Here is a 21,725-nt window from a genome sequence, read left to right as displayed (position 1 = left end):
GGACGCAATCCGGTCGGACGGCGGACGCAATCGGTGACGAAAAAAGGGTATGTCAGAAGTCAAACAAGATGAGCTGCAAGCCCAAATCAATTGATTTCTAGCACACCCTTCATACTAAATATGTATAATGGGGTTCAAAACCGCACTATTAATTCTCAACGCTCTCGTTATTGAAAGCCGATGTGATGCGATACTTCACGTCGCCGTCGTAGGTAACGGTAGAGTTCTTGAGGGCACTCCATACGGGGGCGATGTAGTCGCTCTCGCCATTCTTGTCGGAAAGTTTGTAATAGGAGTGTATCTCTATGGTGAGTCCGTCGTTGTAGCGGCGTTCGAGGGCCTTGAGCAGTTCCTTTGTCACGCCGGTGACATTGATTGTGATGCCTGCAGGCTGACGCTCAACGGTGAGCTTAACATTGGCACCGACAGTTGCATCGTAATCCTGCACCTCGAAGTACTTCTCGAAGTAGCGCACAAGAGCTGCCGACTCGACACCCTCTACTGTATAGTCGATGCCTACGGGGAGGAACACCTTCACGTCCTTAGCCTCCTTGATATGCAGGGATGTCTTGATCTCGCCCCATGAAGAGTGCTCCTGCTGATGGATGTCAACCAAGAGGGTCGGGTCGATAGGTTTGATGTTGTAGATGGTTGGATAATAGTCGGCAAGCTGCTGATAGGCGAGTTGCGTCTTACCATCGTTCTCGCCGAAGGTTATCTCTTGGAAGCCCTCGTCCTTGCATGCATCACATGCTGCCTTGATGTCGTCTTTGTCGGTGAGCAAGCCGTCAACATGCCAACCGTTCTCCATGCTCTTGGCGAGATACCATATCACACGGATGTTCTTTTCCACCACGGTAGGCGACACCGGATTGGTGCGACCACACCAGCTTGTGAGTTTCTTTACAATGGTGGCAGTGGTGGTGTCGCCTGCTGCAATAAGGGTGCGCAAGCCCGAACCATTTGTACTGAGCAGGTAGTCGAAGTTCTTGTCCTTATTTATAGTAATGTATGGGCAGTCGGTGTACACCTTGCCGTTGTTCATAACTCCAACGTACTTGTTTGGAGCGACATTAAAACCAAGGCGTGGGTCGACCTTTACATTGAAATAATTGACATTGGCGGTTGGAGACAGAGGATTGGCAGCACGTGTTACAGCGTTCACCTTCTGATAGTTATTCAGGACATCAACGCCCATATACACCTCAGTTTGAGGCGCATTAGCCAACGAAGAGTCGTCAGTACCATTGGTCTCTTCTGAGTTTGAACATGCTGTAAATGCAGCAACGGCTGCAAAGAGAGCAAATAGCTTGTGTAGCTTTATCATAATCAGTTTATTGTTTGTATGTTAAATCAAGATTGAATACATATCATAAAATCGGTTGCAAATATACACCATTTGCAGAAAACGGCAAAGTTTTTGAATAACTTTTTCGTAAAAATCACGCCAAAATCTGCCGATTACATTCGTCTCTTCTGACTTTGTCCTGCGCCAGTTCCCTTATACTTGCTATTTGTGGCATTAAAGCGATAGCGGATGCCCAGCGTGATGCTACTGACAGAGTAAGCATCGTAAAACAATGTTCGTGCAGTGCCTGAATAGAACGTGCGGTGCTGATTGCCGGTGGCGAATAGGTCGGATACGTCAAGGGTTAACGTCAAGCGATTTTTGAGTAATGCCCTGTAAAGAGAGAGATCGGTGTTGAAATATCCCTTACGTATATTTTTGTTTCCCATGTTTCCTTCGGTCTGTGCGGTCATTACGAGCGAAGCCGTCAACCACTTGAAGTCGAACGTGTTGGTAAAAGAGAAAACAGCCACCGGATTATTGAGCTTATTGCCCACGTGCGTGTCCATCTTGAGCCATTGTTTGTAGAGCATCGCCTCTAATGTTGGATGCCAAATGCCGTAGGTTGGATTCAGCGTCAGTCCTGCCTGAAAGGAGTTATAGCTGTTGATATTTTCCGGACGGGCAAGCGACTTTATCGGATTGTTCTGATAGGTCTGCGTCATCGTACAAACCTCATCGGAGATATGTGAATAAATCAGTTGCAGATTAACCCACTTCCATGAGAAAGCGTAAGTAAGATTGCGCGTTATAGATGGTGTGAGGAACGGATTTCCCGATTCGTATGTGTACTGGTTGTCGTACTGCACGCCACTTCTGAGTTCGTTGTAGCTGGGACGATAGATGTCGGCTGCGTATGTCAGTTGCATCTGGGTCTTGCCTACGGGTAGCGAAAGGGCAAGCGACGGAAACCAGTTGCTGTATGTCTTGCTCTGAAGGTCGATATGAATCTCGTTTGCGTAATAATCAAAGTAGTTATACTCGTAGCGCAAACCAGCCTGCACAGAAAGCGCCCCGAAGGAGCGGGTGTAGTCTACGAAAGCCGAAGTCATCGACTCTTTCACTTTCTCGTTCTCATTACTCGTAACTTCTGGCACGATGGTGTATAACATTCGACGATTAAGAGAAGAGTATTCGCCACCTACCGACAGTTCGCCCTTGAACAGCGGAAAACCAAGAACAAGTTTTGAAGCAACCAACGAGTTGCGGTTGTTGCGGTAAGAGTCGGCTTGAGAGTTTTTTATCTGGTTGTCTTCGCCGGTGACGCTCTCTTTTATAGTCATCCTATCCCTGTCACCATACCAATAGTAATCGGTATTGAAGTCTATTTTGAGTGCCCCTATCTTGCCTACATAATAGGCATTGGCAAGATATTTCGAGGTATGACCAGGAGAGAAATAGTCTCCACGAGATGTCTCCACGAGTTGATCATTGCAGTATGACATGGCTTGCTGTAGTCCCCTACCTTCTTTTCTCGCATAGCGGTCGTAACTGAAACTCGCACCGATGGAGTTCTCATCGTCAAACATATAGCTGGCACTCAAGCGTGCATACGGATTGAGATTTGTATATTCTTGCGTTATCTTAGTATTCTGTAACCATGTATTGCTGGTGTAGGTATACTGCTGTATTCTCTTGTTGTCTGGTTGATGAGTGTATGCCCCATACAAAAAGCCGGTGATGTCGAAGCCACCTTTACGATAGTTGCCCCGGAACGACTCGTAATAACTCATACGCTTATCTTCATTGATGACAAAACTGGTGCTATTGTCAAAGCTGAAACCCTCGCCTTGCGGTTTCTTGGTGGTGATGCGTATAACGCTCTTCACGCTGGCATCATAACGTGCACCAGGGTTGCTGATAACCTCAATGTTCTTGATGTCGTTTGGTTGCAAACGCTGCAACTCCATTTGGTCTTGCATCTTACGACCATTGATATAAATTACTGGTGTTCCTCTGCCGAACACTTCTATATCTCCGTCTTTAGCCGACACGCTGGGGATGCGTGAAAGCAGCTGCTCCATATTGGCAGTTTTCTCCAACACGCTACCTGATACCGTCGTCGTCATTCCTTCGCCGCTCAACACCGTCTTGGGCAACTGGCTTCTTACAACGATTTCGCCAAGCATCCAGGATTCTTCGCTTAATCGGATGACCCCCATGTCGTCTCCACGACAATCTCGGAAAACTGTAGTATAACCAATTGATGAAACCTTAATGATTCCGTCATTGCAAGGAGAATCGATAACAAAGCTACCATCCTCGCCACTCACAGCCCCCTTGACAAAGACCGAATCCCCACGAGTCAGAAGCACGACATTCACGAAAGCCAAAGGTTCTCCTTTAGTATTTTCAATCTTTCCCTTAATGTTCTGCGCCATTATCGGAGCAAAAGACATAAGCGATATAAGCGTCGCTATCATTACCTTAATCATAATCGCTATTTTTTATTTTTGCTACTAAACGGCTCATTTACTCTATAAAAAGGACGAGAACATTAGTTTAGGTATATACAAATAGCATACACCCAAGCTCATGTTCTCTTATCGTTAGCATTGCTTGCGGCTGAGGGTGTGTCAAAACTAAAATATTTGGCAAATTGAATAGCAAACGGTTCTAATCGTAGGAGGCTACGGCATTCCTGCCGTAGCCATTAGTAACTGAAATACAACTGTTTGCAATGACTACGGCAAGAATGCCGTAGTCTCCTACAGTTAGCCATTCATCACAATTCTATAGTTTTGACACACCCTCTACTTGATTATTACTTGAGGTGCAAGGTGTGACCCATACGGTCGCGCTTAGTCTTCAGATAGCGCTCGTTGTACTTGTTGGGTATCACTTCGATGGGCACGTTCTCCACTATTTCGAGTCCGTACGACTCTAAGCCTACGCGCTTTGTAGGGTTGTTGGTGAGCAGGCGCATCTTGTGCACGCCGAGGTGGCGCAGCATCTGTGCTCCGCAACCATAGTCGCGCTCGTCGGGCTTGAAGCCGAGGTGCACGTTGGCATCTACGGTGTCATAGCCTTCCTCCTGCAGCTTGTATGCCTCAATCTTGTTCATGAGTCCGATACCGCGACCTTCCTGCTGCATATAAACCACTACGCCCTTGCCTTCCTTCTCAATCATCTGCATAGCTGCGTGGAGCTGCTGTCCGCAGTCGCAGCGCTTCGAGCCGAGGATGTCGCCTGTGGCGCATGAAGAGTGTACACGTACGAGCACGGGCTCGTCCTCACGCCACTCGCCCTTCACGAGTGCCATGTGCTCCAGTCCGTTGCTCTGCTGACGGAACGGCACGAGGCGGAAGTGTCCCCACTCTGTAGGCATGTCTACCTCCTCGCCCACTTCGATTATCGACTCCTTCTTGAGGCGGTAAGCGATGAGGTCCTTGATGGTGATGATGCGCAAGCCCCACTCCTCTGCCATCTTCTGCAGGTCGGGCATACGTGCCATTGTGCCGTCTTCGTTCATTATCTCCATGAGTGCGCCTGCCGGATAGAGACCTGCCAGGCGGCAGAGGTCGATGGCAGCCTCGGTGTGTCCGCAGCGGCGGAGCACGCCGTTGTCCTGTGCGTAGAGCGGATTGATATGTCCAGGGCGGCCGAAGGTCTGTGGTGTAGACGTTGGGTCGGCGAGTGCTTTGATGGTGGCAGCACGGTCGTGTGTTGACACGCCGGTGGTGCATCCCTCAAGTTTATCGATTGTAACGGTGAACGGTGTGCCAAGCATTGAGGTGTTGTCGCTCACCTGATGTGGCAGGTCGAGCTCCTCACAACGCGAGAGGGTGATGGGGGCACAGAGCACGCCACGCGCGTTCTTCAACATAAAGTTCACCTTTTCAGGAGTTATCTTCTCGGCGGCGATGATGAGGTCGCCCTCATTCTCGCGGTCTTCGTCGTCAACCACGATTACGAACTGTCCGTCTTTAAAATCTTTTAGAGCATCTTCGATGCTGCTCAGTCTGAATTCTCCCATATTATTTATTTGTTGATGAGTGTTATTATTATTCGTTATCTTACTATTATTGTTTCTAAAATATCGCCATTAAGTATGCCGCTACCGATTGAGTATAGCGTTTATTCTGCCCATGATTATCTTGTTCTCGGTCTGCACCACCTTCAGGTCGCGCTGCAGACGCAAGCGATAGCGCCACATTCGCATGTAGAGCACGAAGCCGAGCGGTACGACGATGGCTGCCACAATGTTCAGCCACTTGCGTTCGAAGGGGCGTGTGTGGGCGCGCTCCGACATCACGGGGTACATGCTCAGATGGTTGATGATAGTGCGGTCGCGCGAGTTGCTGAGGTCTTCTATTATCTGCTCCAGCTGTGGCACAATGCGCTCCATCACGTTGTCGGGCTCGTACTTGAAGAACACTTTCACCCAACTTGGTGCACGTTTCAAACGATGCGTGTGCGAGTACTCGACTATCTCGTTGTTCATCTGCTGCAATTGTGCCAAGTCGTCGGCGTAGTGCGGATCGTTGATTACCACCTCCTTGCGATATATCGGGCGCTTGATGCGCAGACCGAAGAAGCGACGGAAGATGTCAGCGTACAAGTCGGCATTGAACACAACGGAGTCGTTGGTTGCTTTATATGTAAAGAACACCGCCATCGGCACGAGCACAGCGGGAGCAAGACTCTTGCCGAACCATATCGTCCACATACCGCTTCGCGCCATTCGATAGCCCGAGTTGTCGAGTATGTAGTAGAGGATGAAGACGAGCACCGAGATGAGCACCGGCAGACCCAGTCCGCCCTTGCGTATGATGGCTCCGAGCGGCGCACCGATAAAGAAAAAGATGAGGCACGACAAGGCGAGCGTTATCTTTGCCACCCATTCTATCTCGTGCTGACGTATCAGGCGGTCGCCATCGCTGGTAATGAGCGACTTAAACTCGAGGTCGCTCTTGCGCGAGGCTACTCGGTTCAGGGCATAACTTATAGCGGTGCGCTTCTGTTGCGACGTGAGGTGAGCGTATGCTGTATCGACGTTATAGGCTGAAGTCGTAGCAAGTTGTAGGGCGCGAAGCGAGTCGTTCTTCGTAACCGAAGCGAGTCGATAGAACGTGAGTCGATCGGCAGCGTAGTAGTTGTTGCCGATACTATCGTACACTTGTTTCAGCGAGTCCATATCGTGAACTATCTGCGTGAAACTCTTGCCACGTGCGTCGTTGGATACCGACGAACCATCGCTCACATTAAAGTCTGTATCAAAGTCGAGCACGATATGCTTCTGTACAAACGACTCGCGACGATAGGGCACCGAAGCGCTGCCTGCCAACTCCTGCGACTGCATATTCTCAAACCATTCGCCACTCCACAGCGTGAGCAGCAGGTGTTTCTTCTCGGCTGTCGACTGCAACATGCCCGAGTCGGCGAGTATTATCGCCTGGTCTTCGTACGACCCAGTCATGCGATAAATCATTATACCGTAAAGCTTACCCGTGTCCATATTCTTCTTCGACACGTAGAGGTTAGAGTTTGGTATGCCGTCGTAAAACACGCCTTCCGGTATTTCCAGTTCCGGACTCTTCTGCTTCATCGATATGAGCATCAAGGCGAGCTTGCGGTTGGCTTCCGGACCGATAGAGTTCTGAAAATAAATGGAGAGCACGCAGATAGCCACACTGATGGCTATGAGCGAACGAAACGCTTGCATGAGCGATATACCTGCAGCTTTTATAGCCGTCAGCTCTGAGCTTTCACCGAGATTTCCGAATGTTATAAGCGATGAAAGCAGAATGGCAAGCGGCATTGCTTGCGGCACAAGCATGAGTCCCATATGCCAAAAGAATTCGGCAAGCACGTCGACGGAGAGTCCCTTACCGATTAGCTCGTCGACATATTTCCACAGAAACTGCATCATCAGTACAAATTGACAGATGAAGAACGTTCCTATGAACAAAAGACCGAACTGCTTTGCAATGAAGATATCTAATTTCTTTATACGAAACATCGTGAGCGTTTTTACCTTATTATATATAGGTAGACTGTTCCACCAGTGCACTACATATAAGAGGTTAAGTATATGTATGCTTTTTTATGCTGCAAAATTAGCATAAATATTTCATATACTCCACGAAATTAAATGATTTTAGTATTTTTACACTGCCGAAGTAGCCCACTCCTACCCTACACGCCACACTTACGACGCAAACGCTCGAAGTTGCTCGTCCATATATCCTCGAGCCAGTCCTTATCGCCATCGTCTGTAAAATCGGTAACGCTGAGCATGTATCCACCCGTCAGACTACACTTCTCCATACGTATCTCTACATACGACCCGTCGGTTTCGTCGTCCCAACTCCAGCGTATGCGTCCGTATTTCTCAATCACGCTGACCGTTGCCATTCGTACTTCGTGGTGGCGGTGGGCATCGCCCCATGCGCAGGTGAGTTGGTCGCCATCGAGCGTCACGCTATCGGCTATCCACTTCTGCAAACCCGAATCGGTACCGATAAGCTGCCAAATGATATTCTTCGAAGTTGAGTTTAGGAGGTGTTCTACAGTGATTTTGTTTTTCTCCATAGTTGTCGTTTTAGTAGTTAAGCCATTAGGAAGGCCTGTATTTTTTGCAAAGATAGGGAAAAAGATAAAGAAAATGCACTTTGTTGTGATTTTTTTTGCAAAAAGTTTTGGCGATTAACAAAAAAGCATTACCTTTGCACCCGCAATCAAGAACGATGGCGGGATAGCTCAGCTGGTTAGAGCGCATGATTCATAATCATGAGGTCCCCAGTTCAATCCTGGGTCCCGCTACAAAGAACGAGTTAAAGATTAAGTCTTTAACTCGTTTTTTTGTATATAAATCAATAAAAACATATTTAACACAACTTTTTCCGCATTTTTTCTACAATTTACACATTATATTATTGGTTTTTAGTACCTTTGCATTGATTTTGAAAAATTACACGCAAGACGGAATAGCAAAGCCATATTGACGTTCGCACGTGTAACAACATCATACAACAACAAGGCAAAAAGGATAATCAACAATAATAAAAAGAAATCATGGCTGGAACAAAAAAAATCAAGACCGCGCTTATCTCCGTATTTCATAAGGATGGTCTCGACGAGCTCCTGAAGAAGCTCAACGAAGAAGGTGTTAAATTCCTCTCTACTGGTGGCACACAAGCATTCATCGAAAAGCTTGGCTACGAATGTCAGTCGGTAGAAAGCGTAACATCTTACCCATCAATCCTTGGTGGACGTGTCAAGACTCTGCACCCACGCATCTTCGGCGGCATCCTCGCTCGCCGCGACAATGAAGGCGACCGCCAGCAGATGGCCGAATACGCCATCCCCGAAATCGACCTCGTCATCGTCGACCTCTACCCATTCGAGCAGACTGTAGCAAGCGGTGCTTCCGATGCCGACATCATCGAGAAGATAGACATAGGCGGCATCTCGCTCATCCGTGCTGGTGCTAAAAACTTCAACGACGTGGTCATCGTTCCGAGCAAGGCTGAATACAAGGTTCTCCTCGACATCCTCAACACTAATGGTGCTGAGACCTCTCTTGAGGAGCGCAAGATGTTCGCTGAGCGTGCGTTCGGCGTAAGCAGCCATTACGACACAGCCATCCACGCTTGGTTTGCAAAGTAAACTCAAAACTCATAATTCAAAACTCAATAAATGGGATTTTTTTCATTCAGACAGGAAATTGCGATGGACCTCGGCACTGCCAACACCATCATCATCTGCGACGATAAGATCGTTGTTGATGAGCCGTCGGTGGTGGCACTCGATCGTCGCACAGACAAAATGATTGCTGTCGGCTCGAAGGCAAAGATGATGTATGAGAAGACTCACGACAACATCCGAACCATTCGCCCACTCCGCGATGGAGTCATCGCCGACTTCTCAGCATGTGAACAGATGATGCGCGGACTCATCAAGATGGTACACTCTGGCAGCCGACTCTTCACCCCGTCGCTGCGTATGGTTATCGGCGTTCCTTCAGGTTCTACCGAAGTGGAGTTGCGCGCCGTGCGCGACAGTGCTGAGCACGCCGACGGACGCGACGTGTACCTCATCTTCGAGCCTATGGCAGCTGCTATAGGCATCGGCATCGACGTGGAAGCACCAGAGGGCAACATGATTGTAGACATAGGTGGCGGCTCAACAGAGATTGCTGTAATCTCGCTCGGCGGCATCGTGTCGAACAACTCTATTCGCACTGCTGGCGATGACCTCACAGCCGACATTCAGGAGTATATGTCACGCCAGCACAACGTGAAGGTTTCGGAGCGTATGGCTGAGCGTATCAAGATACACGTCGGCTCGGCTCTCACTGAGCTTGGCGACGATGCACCGGAGGACTTCATCGTTCACGGACCGAACCGCATCACTGCGCTCCCTATGGAGGTGCCGGTATGCTATCAGGAGATAGCACACTGCCTCGACAAGACTATCGCAAAGATCGAGAACGCTGTGCTCTCTGCTCTTGAGAACACACCGCCAGAACTCTATGCCGACATCGTGAAGAACGGTATCTATCTCAGTGGTGGCGGCGCTCTGCTGCGTGGTCTCGACAAGCGTTTGCAGGAGAAGATCAACATTCCGTTCCACATCGCCGAAGATCCGTTGCACAGCGTAGCAATCGGTGCGGGTGTGGCTCTGAAGAACATCGACCGCTTCTCATTCCTGATGAGATAGGATAAAAGTAAAAGAGTAAAAAAAGTAAAAGAGTAAAAAGCTCTTGACAACAAAAGAGTAAAACACTCTTGACAGTAAATAACATTTAAAGGTAAGAAGGTAAAAAAGTAAAAGAGTAAAAAGAGCAGGAAAGGTTATACGCCCTCTGCTTTTTACTTTTTTACTCTTTTACTTTTTTACTTTTCAATTATGCGCAACCTATTAGATTTCCTTTCACGCCACAACCACTGGTTCGTCTTCCTCTTGCTTGAGGTAGTGAGCCTCACACTGCTGTTCAAGTACAACAGCTATCAGGGCAGTGTGTGGTTTTCATCGGCTAATGCCGTAGCAGGCAAGATGTACGAATGGGACTCGTCCGTGAAGCAATACTTCGCCCTTACCGAAGTGAACCGCCAACTCACCGACCGCAACATATACCTCGAACGCGAAGTGGAGATGCTGCGCGAGCAGGTGAAGAAGTCAAACAACGACACTACCCTCGTCGAACGACTGCAACAGAACATCATGCGCGACTACGAGACCATACCGGCAAAGGTCGTCAGCTCGTCGCTCGACAAGGCTAACAACTTCATCACCATAGATAAAGGCAGTGCCGACGGCGTGCGCAAGGACATGGGTGTGGTGTGCGGACAGGGCATCGTGGGCATCGTCTATCTATGCAACGAACACTACTCGGTGGTTATCCCTGTGCTCAATGAGCAGTCGAACATCAGCTGCACTATACGCGGACGTGGCTACTTCGGCTACCTGCGCTGGCATGGTGGTTCGCCCGAAACGGCATACGTAGAGGACATACCACGCCATGCACACTTCCGACTGGGCGACTTCATCGTGACATCGGGCTACTCCTCGGTGTTTCCACCGGGTATCATCGTCGGACGCATCAAACATGTGTACAACTCCGAGAACGGACTCTCCTACCGTCTCAACATCGCTCTGTCGACCGACTTCTCACGTCTGCGCGACGTGAGCGTCATCAACGACCGCGAGATGGACAAGAAACTCGAATTACTGCGTGCTGCCGAAGACTCCATCAAGGCACGCCAATAAACATACAGAAGAAACAAATGAGCCTGAACTTCCTTAGAAACATAGTATTCATTATAGTGCTGCTGCTCGCACAGACGCTGCTACTCAACCATATCAGCGTCTTCGGATGCGCCACACCGCTACTCTATGTCTACTTCGCACTGACCGTGCAACGCGGCGAAGCGAAGTGGGCTACGCTGCTTTGGTGCTTCTTCATGGGGCTGTTGGTGGACATCTTCACCAATACACCAGGCGTAGCAGCTGCCTCAATGACGCTCGTGGGCTTCTTGCAGCCTTACGTTGTCGAACTGTTCGCACCACGCGATAGTGCCGACGACCTCCGTCCGTCCCCCTTCACCTTCGGCTCAAGCAAATACACCAATTACACCATCATCCTCGTACTCATCTATTGCTTCACATTCTTCTCGCTCGAAGCCTTCAATCTGTACAACTGGGGACAATGGATTGCTTGCATCGTAGCAAGCACCATCATCACCGTTGTATTGATTTTGGTGATAGAGTACTTCAGAAGTAAAAGATAGAGCACAGCAGAAACTGTAAGTAGAGAACATTATTAGTAGTAATCGGTAACATCAGTAGTAGGAAATGAGCAATTATAACCTTGAGAAACGGCGCTACGTAATCGCTTTCGTGGCAACGGCTATTGTCGTTGTCTACATCGTGCGTCTCTTCACGCTGCAGCTGCTTAGCGACGACTACAAGAAGAACGCCGACTCCAACGCCTTCCTCAAGAAAATCGAATACCCTTCGCGTGGTGCCATCTACGACCGCAACGGCAGACTGCTCGTGTACAACCAGCCGGCTTACGACATTATGGTCGTGATGAACGAAGCAAAGGGACGCATCGACACGCTTGAGTTTTGCCACGCGCTTGGCATCACGAAAGAGTTCTTCATAAAGCGCATGAACGACATTAAGGACTACTCGAAGAACCCTGGCTACTCGCGCTTCACGCAGCAGCTCTTTATGAGTCAGCTCCCTTCGGAGGAGTTCAGCTTCTTCCAAGAAAAGATATTCCGCTTCCCTGGTTTCTACGTGCAGCAGCGCAGCATACGCCAATACCAATCGAAGGTGGGCGCGCATATCCTCGGCGACGTGGCTGAGGTGTCGCCCTACGACATTGAGGAGGATAGCTACTATCAGCCTGGCGACTACATCGGCAAACTCGGTGTGGAGAAGTCGTACGAGAAACAGTTGCGTGGCGAAAAAGGAGTGCAAATTCTGCTGCGCGACGCTCGCGGACGCATACAAGGCAAGTACATGGACGGCAAGTACGATCGCAAACCGATTGCCGGCAAAGACCTCACGCTCGCCATTGACGAGAAGCTACAAGCATTGGGCGAACGTCTCATGGAGGGCAAGATAGGCTCTATCGTGGCACTCGACCCTCGTACGGGGGAAGTGCTCTGTATGGTGTCGGCTCCGAGCTACGACCCACGTATCATGGTGGGACGTGCACGCGCTAAGAACCACCGCGCACTGGCTAAAGATGCGTGGAAACCACTGCTCAACCGCTCCATAATGGGTATGTATCCGCCTGGCTCCACGTTCAAGACATCGCAGGCTCTTACGTACATGACTGAAGGCATCATTACGCCAGGCACAGCATTCCCCTGCAACCACGGCTTCTACTATCGCGGTCTACACGTAGGCTGCCACTCACATGCCGCTCCTATCGCTCTTGTCGATGCCATCAGCACCTCGTGCAACTCCTACTTCTGTTGGGGTCTTTACTACATGATTGGCAACCGCTCGAAATACAAGACTCCGTATAACGCCATGAACACGTGGCGCGACTATATGGTGTCGATGGGCTTCGGCTATAAGTTGGGCATCGACCTGCCTGGCGAGAAGCGCGGCATGATTCCGAACGCCGATTATTACGACCGCAACTATCGTGGCTCGTGGAACGGTCTGACTATCATCTCTATATCTATCGGCCAGGGCGAGGTGACGCTCACTCCGCTACAGATAGCCAACCTCGGTGCCACCATCGCCAACCGCGGCTACTACTACCGACCACACGTGGTGCGCAAGGTGCAAGGCGAACCGCTCGACACCATGTACACCCACCGCCACTACACAATGGCATCACGCCGAGCCTACGATTACGTGGTAGCAGGTATGCGCTCCTCAGCCTTAAAGGGTACGTGTAAAGCTCTCTCACGACTGCCGTTCGAGGCATGTGGCAAGACGGGTACGGCGCAGAACCACGGACGCGACCACTCCGTGTTCATGGGCTTCGCACCGATGAACAACCCGAAGATAGCTATAGCCGTGTACGTAGAGAACGGCGGATGGGGTGCCGACTTCGGTGTACCTATCGGCGGACTGATGATGGAACAGTATCTTACGGGCAAGCTATCGCCTGCTGCCGAGGCGCAAGCCGATGCCATGCAGGCACGACGCATTGGCTACGGTCCGAGATTCTCTCAAAAGTAAAAAAGTAAAAGAGTAAAAAAGTAAAAAGCTTAGGAAGGCTTAGGAAGGCTTAAAGAGGCTTAGAAAGACTTAAAGAGGCTTAGGAAGGCTTATAAACTAAAAATAATGATAAACGACAAACCACAAAGCATTTGGTCGCAGGTCGACTGGCTGACCATTGGCCTGTACATAGCACTGATGCTCTTCGGATGGTTGAGCATCTGCGGTGCGAGCTACTCCTTCGGCGACAACGATCTGTTCTCGCTCGACACACGCTCGGGTATGCAGATTCTATGGATTGGCACGAGTATCTGTCTCGGTTTTGTCATACTGATGATGGACTCGCGCTTCTTCGACACGTTCTCGTTCATCATCTACGGTGTGCTGCTCCTGCTGCTCTTTGCCACCATCTTCAACCCTCACGACATCAAGGGTTCCCACTCGTGGCTCGTCATCGGTCCGCTACGCTTGCAGCCTGCCGAGTTCGGCAAGTTTGCAACCGCACTTGCGCTCGCCAAGCTGATGAGCACCTACGGCTATAACATACAACGCTGGAAAGACTTTGCAGCGGCTTGCGCCGTGGTGCTCGTGCCCATGCTCTGCATCGTGGGTCAGCGTGAGACGGGCTCTGCACTCGTCTATCTCACATTCTTCCTCATGTTCTACCGCGAGGGAATGCCTGGCAGCATCCTCTTCACGGGCGTAGCGATGGTGCTCTACTTCGTTGTGGGCATTAAGTACGAGGGCATTATGCTCTTCGACACACCTACATCGGTGGGCAAGTTCGTGGTGCTGCTGCTCGTACAACTGTTCGTAGCAGGCATGGTGTACAACTATGTACACAACCGCAAGCACACCAATACAATCATCGGCTATAGTCTGGTGCTCACCACTATAGCCATTCTCTTCGACGTGTACGTCATTCCGTTCGACGTGACGTGGGTGCAGCTCGGTATGTGTCTTGCGCTATTCCTCTATCTCCTCTACCACGGACTGCGTACGCGCCTTCCGCAATACTTCTTCATACTGGCGTTCGCCGTCGGTTCGGTGGTGTTCTTCTACTCTGCCGACTACGTGCTGAACAACGTGATGGAGCCTCATCAGCGTGTGCGCATCAACGTGTTGCTCGGTCTCGACGAAGACCTTGCCGGTGCCGGCTACAACGTTCATCAGAGCGAGATAGCCATCGGCTCGGGCGGACTCAAAGGCAAAGGCTTCCTCAATGGCACGCAGACTAAGCTGAAGTTCGTGCCCGAGCAAGACACCGACTTCATCTTCTGCACCGTGGGCGAGGAGGAGGGTTTCATCGGTTCGGCAGGCGTATTGCTGCTGTTCCTCGTCCTCATACTCCGACTGCTTGCGCTTGCCGAGCGACAACCATTCGCCTTTGGGCGCATATACGGCTACTGTGTGGCATCGGTGTTCCTCTTCCACGTGTTCATCAACGTGGGCATGGTGTTAGGCTTAACGCCTGTCATCGGTATCCCGCTACCATTCTTCAGCTACGGCGGATCGTCGCTTTGGGGCTTCACTATCCTGCTTTTCATATTCCTCAGTATAGACGCAAAGCGCAATATGCTCAAGGCTTAGGTTACATTTTATTTATAAATATAATGTCAGTAGTATCATAAATAAAGCGATATGCAAATCATTAGTTGGATTTACATATCGCTATTTATTTAATGCTTAGTGTTGGTTATTTTTGTAGGCTGCGAAGCTTTGGATAATCGACACCTCTTTATTACCAGCTTAAAACTCAGGATTGTCTGATTTCTTCTGCTGCTTAATAGAAACGCTTGTTGAGCCTTCAGCGTTCTCAAATTCGATAATGCCACTTCTTTCTGCATCCATAAGATTGTTATCTACGTACACTCTAAAACCATTCTCCGTTCCGTACACATAACACCAGTCTGGCTTTGACTTTACTTTAGCAGATGTCAGGTTTACGAGTGTTAGTTCTTTTGGCAGAGAATTATCATTAGCCCCAAACTCTAAAGAACTTTCAGCGAACTTAGGAGCAAATGGAACAAATGGAGCCTGACATTTTATGGTATATCCAATAATACCGCCTGACGTTCCTGCAATCTCGCTTACAACATATAGTCGAGCATATCTAATCAGACCATAATCCATGTATCCTACTACATATCCATCACCAGAATTTACCGCAACAGAAGAATTCCATCCATCTTGTGGTATAGCGGTAACATTTCCCAATCCTTTAATCTTACCCAATGAAACGAATGAGCAAGAACCTCCCGTAAAGTTATATGCACTATTGATTTTTATAGTACCAAAATCTCTTACGGAGACACTATTGTCATTACCATCTCCTACCATCATATTCATAGTAATGGTTCCCTTAGGGTCAGGTATGTTCTTGTCAGGATTGATCACTACGCCACCATTATCATTTTCAGCATCATCGTCTTTGCTACAAGACGAGAAGATAAGCGCACCGAATGCTACACACAATAAAAATAAGTACTTGTTAAAGAGTTTTTTCATAATAAAAAATAAAAAGCGTGTAACCGTCTGCAACTTGTTTTGTATCTGGTTACCGCCAAGTGACCTACTCTACAACAAGCACGAGACAGTTCACGCCTATGGCATGAACCTTTCATCTGCTTGTTCTCGTAGAGTGAATATTGGCGGTATTCGATACAAAAGAACAAGAGCTAAAAGCTCAATATTTTAAAAGTTAAAGAACGGAAACACAGAGTTTGATAATACAAGGAATTAATCCTTAGTTGTTAAATCTCTGTCGTGGCAATGATTCTAAACCACTAACCACTTACCGTTTTAGTTTGTTTGTTTTCTTTTTCTTGTTTCTGTTAATATTAAGTTAGACAATGTTATGTTTAAATAGCTGAGATAGACTCAGATTTGGTTACAAATTTAGTATGTTTTTAGGATATAAGCAAATTTGTATGGCACAAAATGTTGTTTAGCACTACATTTTAAGCATTCCTATGTAAATAACTTTCACTGCCACCGTATCGCCTATATGAGTTATCAAGTATCTTGTCTACTCGAAGTAGAAGCTAAGCACTACCATCTTTGTACGTGCCTCCTTCACGCCATACGTGTACTTGAGCAGACTCTTGTCGCGCAGCTCCTTGGCGTGCTTTGTGTCGAGGGCGTTGCCTAAGCCGTAGACGAACTTCAGCTCTGGGCGCAGCTTGAAGTAGGGCAGATAGAAGTCGCAGCCCACGCCGAACTCCAGCGAGAGCGACGTGCGCTTCAGCTTCAGCGCGTCGGTGCTCTTGCCCGTGAGGTTGATCATCGGCGACACACCTGCCATGAGATACGGGCGGTGGTTGTTGAAGCGTGGCGCAGCGAAGATGATGTCGCCTGCCACGGCGATGTAAGCGGTCTTCATGTCCTGGCGTTTCTCTTCGGGCTTACCACTCGCGCTTAGGTTCTTCAGGTCTTGGAACACTATGTGGCGCGTGCCGAAGTACATCATCGGTGCCACGCGCAACTGGAAATGTGTGGACAGACGTAGCTCGCCAAGCACTCCGACATTGATGCCGGGGTCCCAGCGACTTTGGTCGGCGGTGACGAGTGTCTCCTGCGTACCGTCCTCAGTGGTGATGGTCTGCGGACCAGCCATACGCACCTCCATGTCCTGCACGTGCGTACCCACGACCACGCCGAAGTGGAATGGACGCAAGTCGGTGTACGGACGGTTCTGCACGGTGCGCTCTTGTGCTGAGGCAGCGAGGCTGACGATACACATTATTATAATATATATGTATTTTCTCATCTATGGGTTGTTTCTATTCTTTCAATAGCTTTATGCCGACATCGCAGATACCGGGCAGTATCTCGCGCTTCATATCGTGGCGCACCACTACGTGCAGCGAGTCGCCTTCCTGCAACTGCAGTTGGCACACCTCAAACTGATACTGTCTGTAGCCTATGCCGTCGCCGAGCACTTTGCCTTGTTCGTCGGTGAGCTCGCAGCATATGGTGTCGACAAGGACACGATGCGCCGGCATTATCTCTTGCTCCACAATCAGCGTGAGCGACGTGAACGGATAGCTATCCGTAGTGCGCACACCGAGCAGAGCGCGATAGGTGGCTGCCTCCTTCAACGGGCGGATGGCGAACGTAATGGTGTCGTTCTTCTCCCACCCAGAGAGGGCGGTGCTCTCGTATCGGTCGTAGATGGTGCGATGGTCGCACGCCGTTAGCAGCATGGCGACCAGCGCAAGGGTCATTGCGGCTATCCGTAAGCTTATTGCTCTTTTCATAGCCACAATTCTAATGAGCATCCTTAGGGGGTGCAGCTGTCTCAGCTGCACCGACTGAGCTGTTGGTGCTATTCTTTGGTTGGTGCACTTTAGGGGGTGCAGCTGTCTCAGCTGCACCAACAGAGCTGTTGGTGTTACCATTTGGTTGGTGCACCTTAGGGGATGCAGCTGTCTCAGCTGCACCGACTGAGTTGTTGTTACCATTTGGTTGGTGCACTTGAGACAAGTGCACCCCCTGGGTGGGTTCGCCCTCAGGACGGTTGTTACGACGCTGCTGATTGTTACGACGCTGACCTTCGCCTTTTCTCGGTGCAGTTGAGACAACTGCACCCCCTTCACCTCTCTTCAGTGCAGTTGAGACAACTGCACCCCCTTCGCCTTTCTTCGGTGCAGTTGAGCCGGGTGCGCCCCCTTGGCGCTTTGCGGGTTTCTTCTTGCGCTTGCGTGCCTTGTCGAAGCGACTGATGTCGGCATCGGCGAGCAGGTCGCGAGGGCGTGTGTCCTGCTTCACCGTTCCGTCCTCGGTGAGCGACTCGGGCTTCTCGCCGCGCTTGTTCATCTCGATGATGGCACGGGCACGCTCGGCTGTAATCTCCTCGAGGTTGGCAGCTATGCCCTTGTCGGTTGAGTAGACCACGGTGCCGGCGAGGATGTCCGACTTGAAGAGGTAGTAGTCGCTGTCGAGAGTCTGCAGCACTATGTCGCGTGCCGGCATCTTACGGCTTGCCTCCACGTAGTCGTCCACCTCGTAGTTGAGGCAGCACTTCAGTTTGGCGCACATGCCGGCAAGCTTCTGCGGATTGAGCGATATGTCCTGTATGCGTGCAGCGTTGGTGCTGACGCTCACGAAGTTCTTCATCCATGTGGCGCAGCAGAGCTCTCTGCCGCAGGGACCCGTACCGCCGATGCGTCCTGCCTCCTGACGCGCACCGATCTGCTTCATCTCGATGCGTACGTGGAAGGTGTCGGCAAGCACCTTGATGAGCTGACGGAAGTCGACGCGCTCGTCGGCGATGTAGTAGAATATCGCCTTGTTGCCGTCGCCCTGATACTCTACGTCGCCAATCTTCATCTGCAGACCGAGATCCTTGGCTATCTGGCGGCTCTGTATCATCGTGCCGTGTTCGCGGCTCTTCGCTTCGTTGTACTTGTCGATGTCCACGGGCTTGGCTATGCGGTAGACGCGCTTGATGTCGTCAGCCGACTTTAGGTTGGCTTTCTTCAGTTGCAGCTTCACCAGTCTGCCGGTGAGCGTAACGGTGCCTATGTCGTGACCGGGGCTTGCCTCCACCGCCACGATGTCGCCCTTGTGCAGGTCGATATTGTTGACGTTGTGGTAGTAACCCTTGCGCGTGTTCTTGAACTGCACCTCCACGAGGTCGGTGTCCTCGTCGTTGCCCGGTACGTCGTACAGCCAGTCGTAGGTGTTCAGCTGCATGTTCTGTCGTCCGCAAGCGTAATGGTGCAATCCGCGGTCGGTGTCGCGCGTTATCTTGAATTGCATATCTTTGAAATCCTTCATTGCGATTTATGCTTGTTGTTTACGTGTTATGAGTATAATTGTTTGTAATGCTATGTCGAAGAACACCATCTTGGCGTTGGCGTTCTGTGATATGTCGCGCAGTGCACGCTCGAAGAGTTCGTTCAGCTCCATCACGTTGCGCTCGTTGATGAACGGTGCAAAGCGTGTGCAGAACTGCTCTTCGTTCGCTGTCATATAGTTGAGCTCGGGGTTGCGGAAGTTGTACATAAAACTCTCGCGCACCATGCGGTTGAAGTAGACGATCATGCGCTTCTGCTTCTCGCGTCCGAAGGCGGCTACGCTCTCGCTCCACTTCTTCAGTTCCTTCACCTTCTTGCTGTAGGCGTAGCGCATGAGCATGGCGAAGAGGTCGAAGAAGAGGCTTGCCTCGTTGCCGGCGCGCAGCGAGTCGAGGGCTGCGGTCCACGAGCCGTTGGCTATGCGTGCTATGCGGTGCGCCGTGTCGGTGTCGATGCCGCGACGCTCGGTGAGTGCCTGCTCTATGGCTTCGTCGCTGATACGTTTGAAGTCGAAGCGCTGTGTGCGACTGCGTATTGTCTCGAGCAACTTCTCGGGTTCCTCGCTGACGAGGATGAACACGGTCTGCTGCGGTGGCTCCTCGAGCAGCTTGAGTATCTTGTTGGCCGAGGTGACATTCATGCGCTCGGGCAGCCACATCACGCACACCTTGTATCCGCCCTGCGACGCTTTTATGCTCAAGCGGCGCGAGAGGCGGTCGCTCTCGGCTCCGGTGATGATGGCTTGCTGGTTCTCTGCGCCCATCGCCTCCATCCACTGCTCTATGCTGAAGTAGGCACCGTCGCTGAGCAGCTCGCGCCACTCCTGGGCGTAGTCGTCGCTCACGGGCTGATGGTCGGACCCCATCGTGGGCTTCTTTATCGTAGGGAAGCTGAAGTGGAGGTCGGGGTGCTGCCACTGGCGCAGCAGCGGACTGTCGCCCAACAGACGCGAGGCGAACGCAAGGGCAAGGGCTTTCTTGCCGCAGCCCATCGGACCGCAGAACAGCATGGCGTGGGGCACTCGGTGCTCCTCTATGAGTTTGACGAGCGACTGTTTCGCCTCGTCCTGACCTATTACTTCTTCAAATGTCATTTGCGCTATTGCGAGTTTTGAATTTTGAACTACAACAGTCTCCTTGCCACTTCTCTTACGGAGTCGACAGCCGAGACGGTGTAGAAATGTATGTTGTTCACTCCGGCTTTGTAGAGCTGGCGACACTGCTCGGTCGACCACTCTATGCCGAGTTGGCGGGCGTCGTCGTCGGTCTTGCACTTCAGTGCCTCCACTGCCAGCTCCTGCGGGAAGTCGCAGCGGAACACGCGCGGCACTACCGTCAGCTGCGAGAGCTTTGCAAGCGGCTTGATGCCCGGCACGATCGGTATGGTGATGCCCATCTGGCGTGCCTTCTCCACGAAGCGGAAGTACTTACGGTTATCGTAGAACAGCTGCGTGACGGCGTAGTCGGCACCCATGTCTTGCTTCATCTTCAGATACTTCAGGTCGAGGTCTATGTTCAGTGCCTCCTCGTGCTTCTCGGGGTAGCACGCCACGCCGTAGTGGAACTTCTTGCCGGGGTTCTTTATCGGCGTGCCGTCGTTGAAGAAGCCCTCGTTGAAGCGGTTCACCTGCTCGATGAGGTCGGTGGTGTGGGCGTGTCCGCCAGGGGTGGGCACAAACTGACTATCGTCGCGTGCCTTGTCGCCACGCAGCAGCAGCACGTTCTCGATGCCGAGGAACTGCAAGTCGATCAGCTCGTACTCGATGGCATCGGCTGTGGCGCCGCTGCAGATGATGTGCGGTATGACCGGCACACCGAACTTGTTCTGTATGGCAGCCGCTATGGCCACCGTGCCCGGACGACGGCGCACACGAAGGCGCTCGTACTGGCCGTTGTCGAGCTCGCGATAGACGAACTCGCTGTGATGTGTGGTGATATTGATGTACGCCGGATCGAAATCGCGGAACTTCTCTATCGTAGAGAACAGACGCTCTGTTCCTGTGCCTTTCAACGGTGGTAACACCTCGAACGAGAAGTGCTTCTCGCCACCACCGGAGGTGAGTATATCTGAAATATTCATCTTATTATCCTTTCGTATCTTATTTACCACTACAAAGTTACGGAAAATCTTACATAAATTTGCTATTTTGATTAATAATTAATACATTTGCTTGTAAATCTAAATAATACATAGGAGGGTATGGCATCCCTGCCATACCCACGCGCCCTTTATAAAATGAATATGAACTTACATACAACCCTCGTTTCGAGCGCATTTTTCGCGTTCTGCTTAGCTGCCAGCAATGCCGCTGCGGCTAACAATTCACCATCCAAACACCTCAACACCTCACCATCTCAACACCTCACCATCTCACCATCCCAACACCTCACCACCTCACCATCTCGCCACCTCACCACCTCACCATCTCAACACCTCACCAC

The 21,725-nt window shown here is 50.6% G+C and carries 18 protein-coding genes and 1 tRNA gene; 8 read left to right on the top strand and 11 right to left on the bottom strand.

The window, feature by feature from the left end; genetic code table 11:
- Positions 1-148: 148 nt before the first annotated feature.
- The 5 genes from HMPREF0673_RS11495 to HMPREF0673_RS11475 all read right to left on the bottom strand — a co-directional run bounded on the left by HMPREF0673_RS11495 (position 149) and on the right by HMPREF0673_RS11475 (position 7,882).
- Positions 149-1,327, bottom strand: coding sequence for a hypothetical protein (locus tag HMPREF0673_RS11495; RefSeq protein WP_007902613.1), 1,179 nt, complete (start codon positions 1,325-1,327; stop codon positions 149-151).
- 134 nt (positions 1,328-1,461) lie between these two features.
- The gene (locus HMPREF0673_RS11490) at positions 1,462-3,783 is read right to left on the bottom strand and encodes a TonB-dependent receptor domain-containing protein (protein ID WP_007902612.1); all 2,322 of its coding nucleotides are present in this window, start codon (positions 3,781-3,783) and stop codon (positions 1,462-1,464) included.
- Positions 3,784-4,112: 329 nt separating this feature from the next.
- A complete protein-coding gene (locus tag HMPREF0673_RS11485) occupies positions 4,113-5,324 on the bottom strand; it encodes a bifunctional 3,4-dihydroxy-2-butanone-4-phosphate synthase/GTP cyclohydrolase II (protein ID WP_007902611.1) in 1,212 nt (403 codons plus the stop codon).
- Positions 5,325-5,405: 81 nt separating this feature from the next.
- Positions 5,406-7,310, bottom strand: coding sequence for an LptF/LptG family permease (locus HMPREF0673_RS11480; RefSeq protein ID WP_007902608.1), 1,905 nt, complete (start codon positions 7,308-7,310; stop codon positions 5,406-5,408).
- A 176-nt stretch (positions 7,311-7,486) separates the two neighbouring features.
- A complete protein-coding gene (locus tag HMPREF0673_RS11475) occupies positions 7,487-7,882 on the bottom strand; it encodes an START-like domain-containing protein (RefSeq protein WP_007902603.1) in 396 nt (131 codons plus the stop codon).
- Positions 7,883-8,039: 157 nt separating this feature from the next.
- Between HMPREF0673_RS11475 and HMPREF0673_RS11470 the strand changes: the two genes are divergently transcribed.
- From HMPREF0673_RS11470 to rodA, 7 genes are all read left to right on the top strand, one after another.
- Positions 8,040-8,113, top strand: a tRNA-Met gene (locus tag HMPREF0673_RS11470).
- A gap of 252 nt (positions 8,114-8,365) precedes the next feature.
- Positions 8,366-8,959 (top strand): MGS-like domain protein, encoded by a 594-nt coding sequence (locus HMPREF0673_RS11465; RefSeq protein WP_007902601.1) that lies wholly within the window; start codon positions 8,366-8,368, stop codon positions 8,957-8,959.
- Between the two features lie 30 nt (positions 8,960-8,989).
- A complete protein-coding gene (locus tag HMPREF0673_RS11460) occupies positions 8,990-10,012 on the top strand; it encodes a rod shape-determining protein (protein WP_007902600.1) in 1,023 nt (340 codons plus the stop codon).
- Positions 10,013-10,201: 189 nt separating this feature from the next.
- Positions 10,202-11,062, top strand: a complete 861-nt coding sequence (mreC, locus tag HMPREF0673_RS11455) for a rod shape-determining protein MreC (protein WP_007902599.1) — start codon at positions 10,202-10,204, stop codon at positions 11,060-11,062.
- A 17-nt stretch (positions 11,063-11,079) separates the two neighbouring features.
- Positions 11,080-11,583: a rod shape-determining protein MreD gene (gene mreD, locus HMPREF0673_RS11450; protein WP_007902597.1), complete on the top strand. Its 504-nt coding sequence runs from the start codon at positions 11,080-11,082 to the stop codon at positions 11,581-11,583.
- 64 nt (positions 11,584-11,647) lie between these two features.
- Entirely contained in the window at positions 11,648-13,504 is a 1,857-nt protein-coding gene (gene mrdA, locus HMPREF0673_RS11445; RefSeq protein ID WP_007902591.1) for a penicillin-binding protein 2, read from the top strand.
- A 105-nt stretch (positions 13,505-13,609) separates the two neighbouring features.
- Entirely contained in the window at positions 13,610-15,073 is a 1,464-nt protein-coding gene (gene rodA, locus HMPREF0673_RS11440) for a rod shape-determining protein RodA (RefSeq protein ID WP_007902589.1), read from the top strand.
- 159 nt (positions 15,074-15,232) lie between these two features.
- Here rodA and HMPREF0673_RS11435 read toward each other — a convergent pair whose 3' ends face one another.
- The 6 genes from HMPREF0673_RS11435 to HMPREF0673_RS11410 all read right to left on the bottom strand — a co-directional run bounded on the left by HMPREF0673_RS11435 (position 15,233) and on the right by HMPREF0673_RS11410 (position 21,363).
- Entirely contained in the window at positions 15,233-15,991 is a 759-nt protein-coding gene (locus HMPREF0673_RS11435) for a DUF5036 family protein (protein ID WP_007902576.1), read from the bottom strand.
- Between the two features lie 520 nt (positions 15,992-16,511).
- Positions 16,512-17,252: a type IX secretion/gliding motility protein PorT/SprT gene (gene porT / locus HMPREF0673_RS11430; RefSeq protein ID WP_007902572.1), complete on the bottom strand. Its 741-nt coding sequence runs from the start codon at positions 17,250-17,252 to the stop codon at positions 16,512-16,514.
- 13 nt (positions 17,253-17,265) lie between these two features.
- Positions 17,266-17,742: a gliding motility lipoprotein GldH gene (locus HMPREF0673_RS11425; RefSeq protein WP_040596928.1), complete on the bottom strand. Its 477-nt coding sequence runs from the start codon at positions 17,740-17,742 to the stop codon at positions 17,266-17,268.
- Between the two features lie 10 nt (positions 17,743-17,752).
- Complete coding sequence (locus HMPREF0673_RS11420; protein ID WP_007902568.1) at positions 17,753-19,264, bottom strand: PSP1 domain-containing protein; 1,512 nt, start codon at positions 19,262-19,264, stop codon at positions 17,753-17,755.
- A 6-nt stretch (positions 19,265-19,270) separates the two neighbouring features.
- On the bottom strand, positions 19,271-20,377 hold the full coding sequence (locus HMPREF0673_RS11415) for a DNA polymerase III subunit (protein ID WP_007902566.1): 1,107 nt from the start codon (positions 20,375-20,377) through the stop codon (positions 19,271-19,273).
- Between the two features lie 29 nt (positions 20,378-20,406).
- On the bottom strand, positions 20,407-21,363 hold the full coding sequence (locus HMPREF0673_RS11410; RefSeq protein ID WP_040596927.1) for a methylenetetrahydrofolate reductase: 957 nt from the start codon (positions 21,361-21,363) through the stop codon (positions 20,407-20,409).
- Positions 21,364-21,525: 162 nt separating this feature from the next.
- On the opposite strand from HMPREF0673_RS11410, the gene HMPREF0673_RS14805 reads away from it, so the two are divergent.
- Positions 21,526-21,725 (top strand): hypothetical protein (locus HMPREF0673_RS14805; RefSeq protein WP_216589918.1); only part of this gene is annotated, 200 nt, incomplete at its 3' end.

The organism is Leyella stercorea DSM 18206 (genome assembly GCF_000235885.1).
Lineage (GTDB): Bacteria > Bacteroidota > Bacteroidia > Bacteroidales > Bacteroidaceae > Prevotella > Prevotella stercorea.
This window is presented reverse-complemented; position numbering and strand designations above follow the sequence as displayed.

Coding starts and splice junctions, on each gene's coding strand:
- HMPREF0673_RS11495 (WP_007902613.1), bottom strand. CDS start 1,327: ATGATAAAGCTACACAAGCTATTTGCTCTCTTTGCAGCCGTTGCTGCA.
- HMPREF0673_RS11490 (WP_007902612.1), bottom strand. CDS start 3,783: ATGATTAAGGTAATGATAGCGACGCTTATATCGCTTATGTCTTTTGCT.
- HMPREF0673_RS11485 (WP_007902611.1), bottom strand. CDS start 5,324: ATGGGAGAATTCAGACTGAGCAGCATCGAAGATGCTCTAAAAGATTTT.
- HMPREF0673_RS11480 (WP_007902608.1), bottom strand. CDS start 7,310: ATGTTTCGTATAAAGAAATTAGATATCTTCATTGCAAAGCAGTTCGGT.
- HMPREF0673_RS11475 (WP_007902603.1), bottom strand. CDS start 7,882: ATGGAGAAAAACAAAATCACTGTAGAACACCTCCTAAACTCAACTTCG.
- HMPREF0673_RS11465 (WP_007902601.1), top strand. CDS start 8,366: ATGGCTGGAACAAAAAAAATCAAGACCGCGCTTATCTCCGTATTTCAT.
- HMPREF0673_RS11460 (WP_007902600.1), top strand. CDS start 8,990: ATGGGATTTTTTTCATTCAGACAGGAAATTGCGATGGACCTCGGCACT.
- mreC (WP_007902599.1), top strand. CDS start 10,202: ATGCGCAACCTATTAGATTTCCTTTCACGCCACAACCACTGGTTCGTC.
- mreD (WP_007902597.1), top strand. CDS start 11,080: ATGAGCCTGAACTTCCTTAGAAACATAGTATTCATTATAGTGCTGCTG.
- mrdA (WP_007902591.1), top strand. CDS start 11,648: ATGAGCAATTATAACCTTGAGAAACGGCGCTACGTAATCGCTTTCGTG.
- rodA (WP_007902589.1), top strand. CDS start 13,610: ATGATAAACGACAAACCACAAAGCATTTGGTCGCAGGTCGACTGGCTG.
- HMPREF0673_RS11435 (WP_007902576.1), bottom strand. CDS start 15,991: ATGAAAAAACTCTTTAACAAGTACTTATTTTTATTGTGTGTAGCATTC.
- porT (WP_007902572.1), bottom strand. CDS start 17,252: ATGAGAAAATACATATATATTATAATAATGTGTATCGTCAGCCTCGCT.
- HMPREF0673_RS11425 (WP_040596928.1), bottom strand. CDS start 17,742: ATGAAAAGAGCAATAAGCTTACGGATAGCCGCAATGACCCTTGCGCTG.
- HMPREF0673_RS11420 (WP_007902568.1), bottom strand. CDS start 19,264: ATGAAGGATTTCAAAGATATGCAATTCAAGATAACGCGCGACACCGAC.
- HMPREF0673_RS11415 (WP_007902566.1), bottom strand. CDS start 20,377: ATGACATTTGAAGAAGTAATAGGTCAGGACGAGGCGAAACAGTCGCTC.
- HMPREF0673_RS11410 (WP_040596927.1), bottom strand. CDS start 21,363: ATGAATATTTCAGATATACTCACCTCCGGTGGTGGCGAGAAGCACTTC.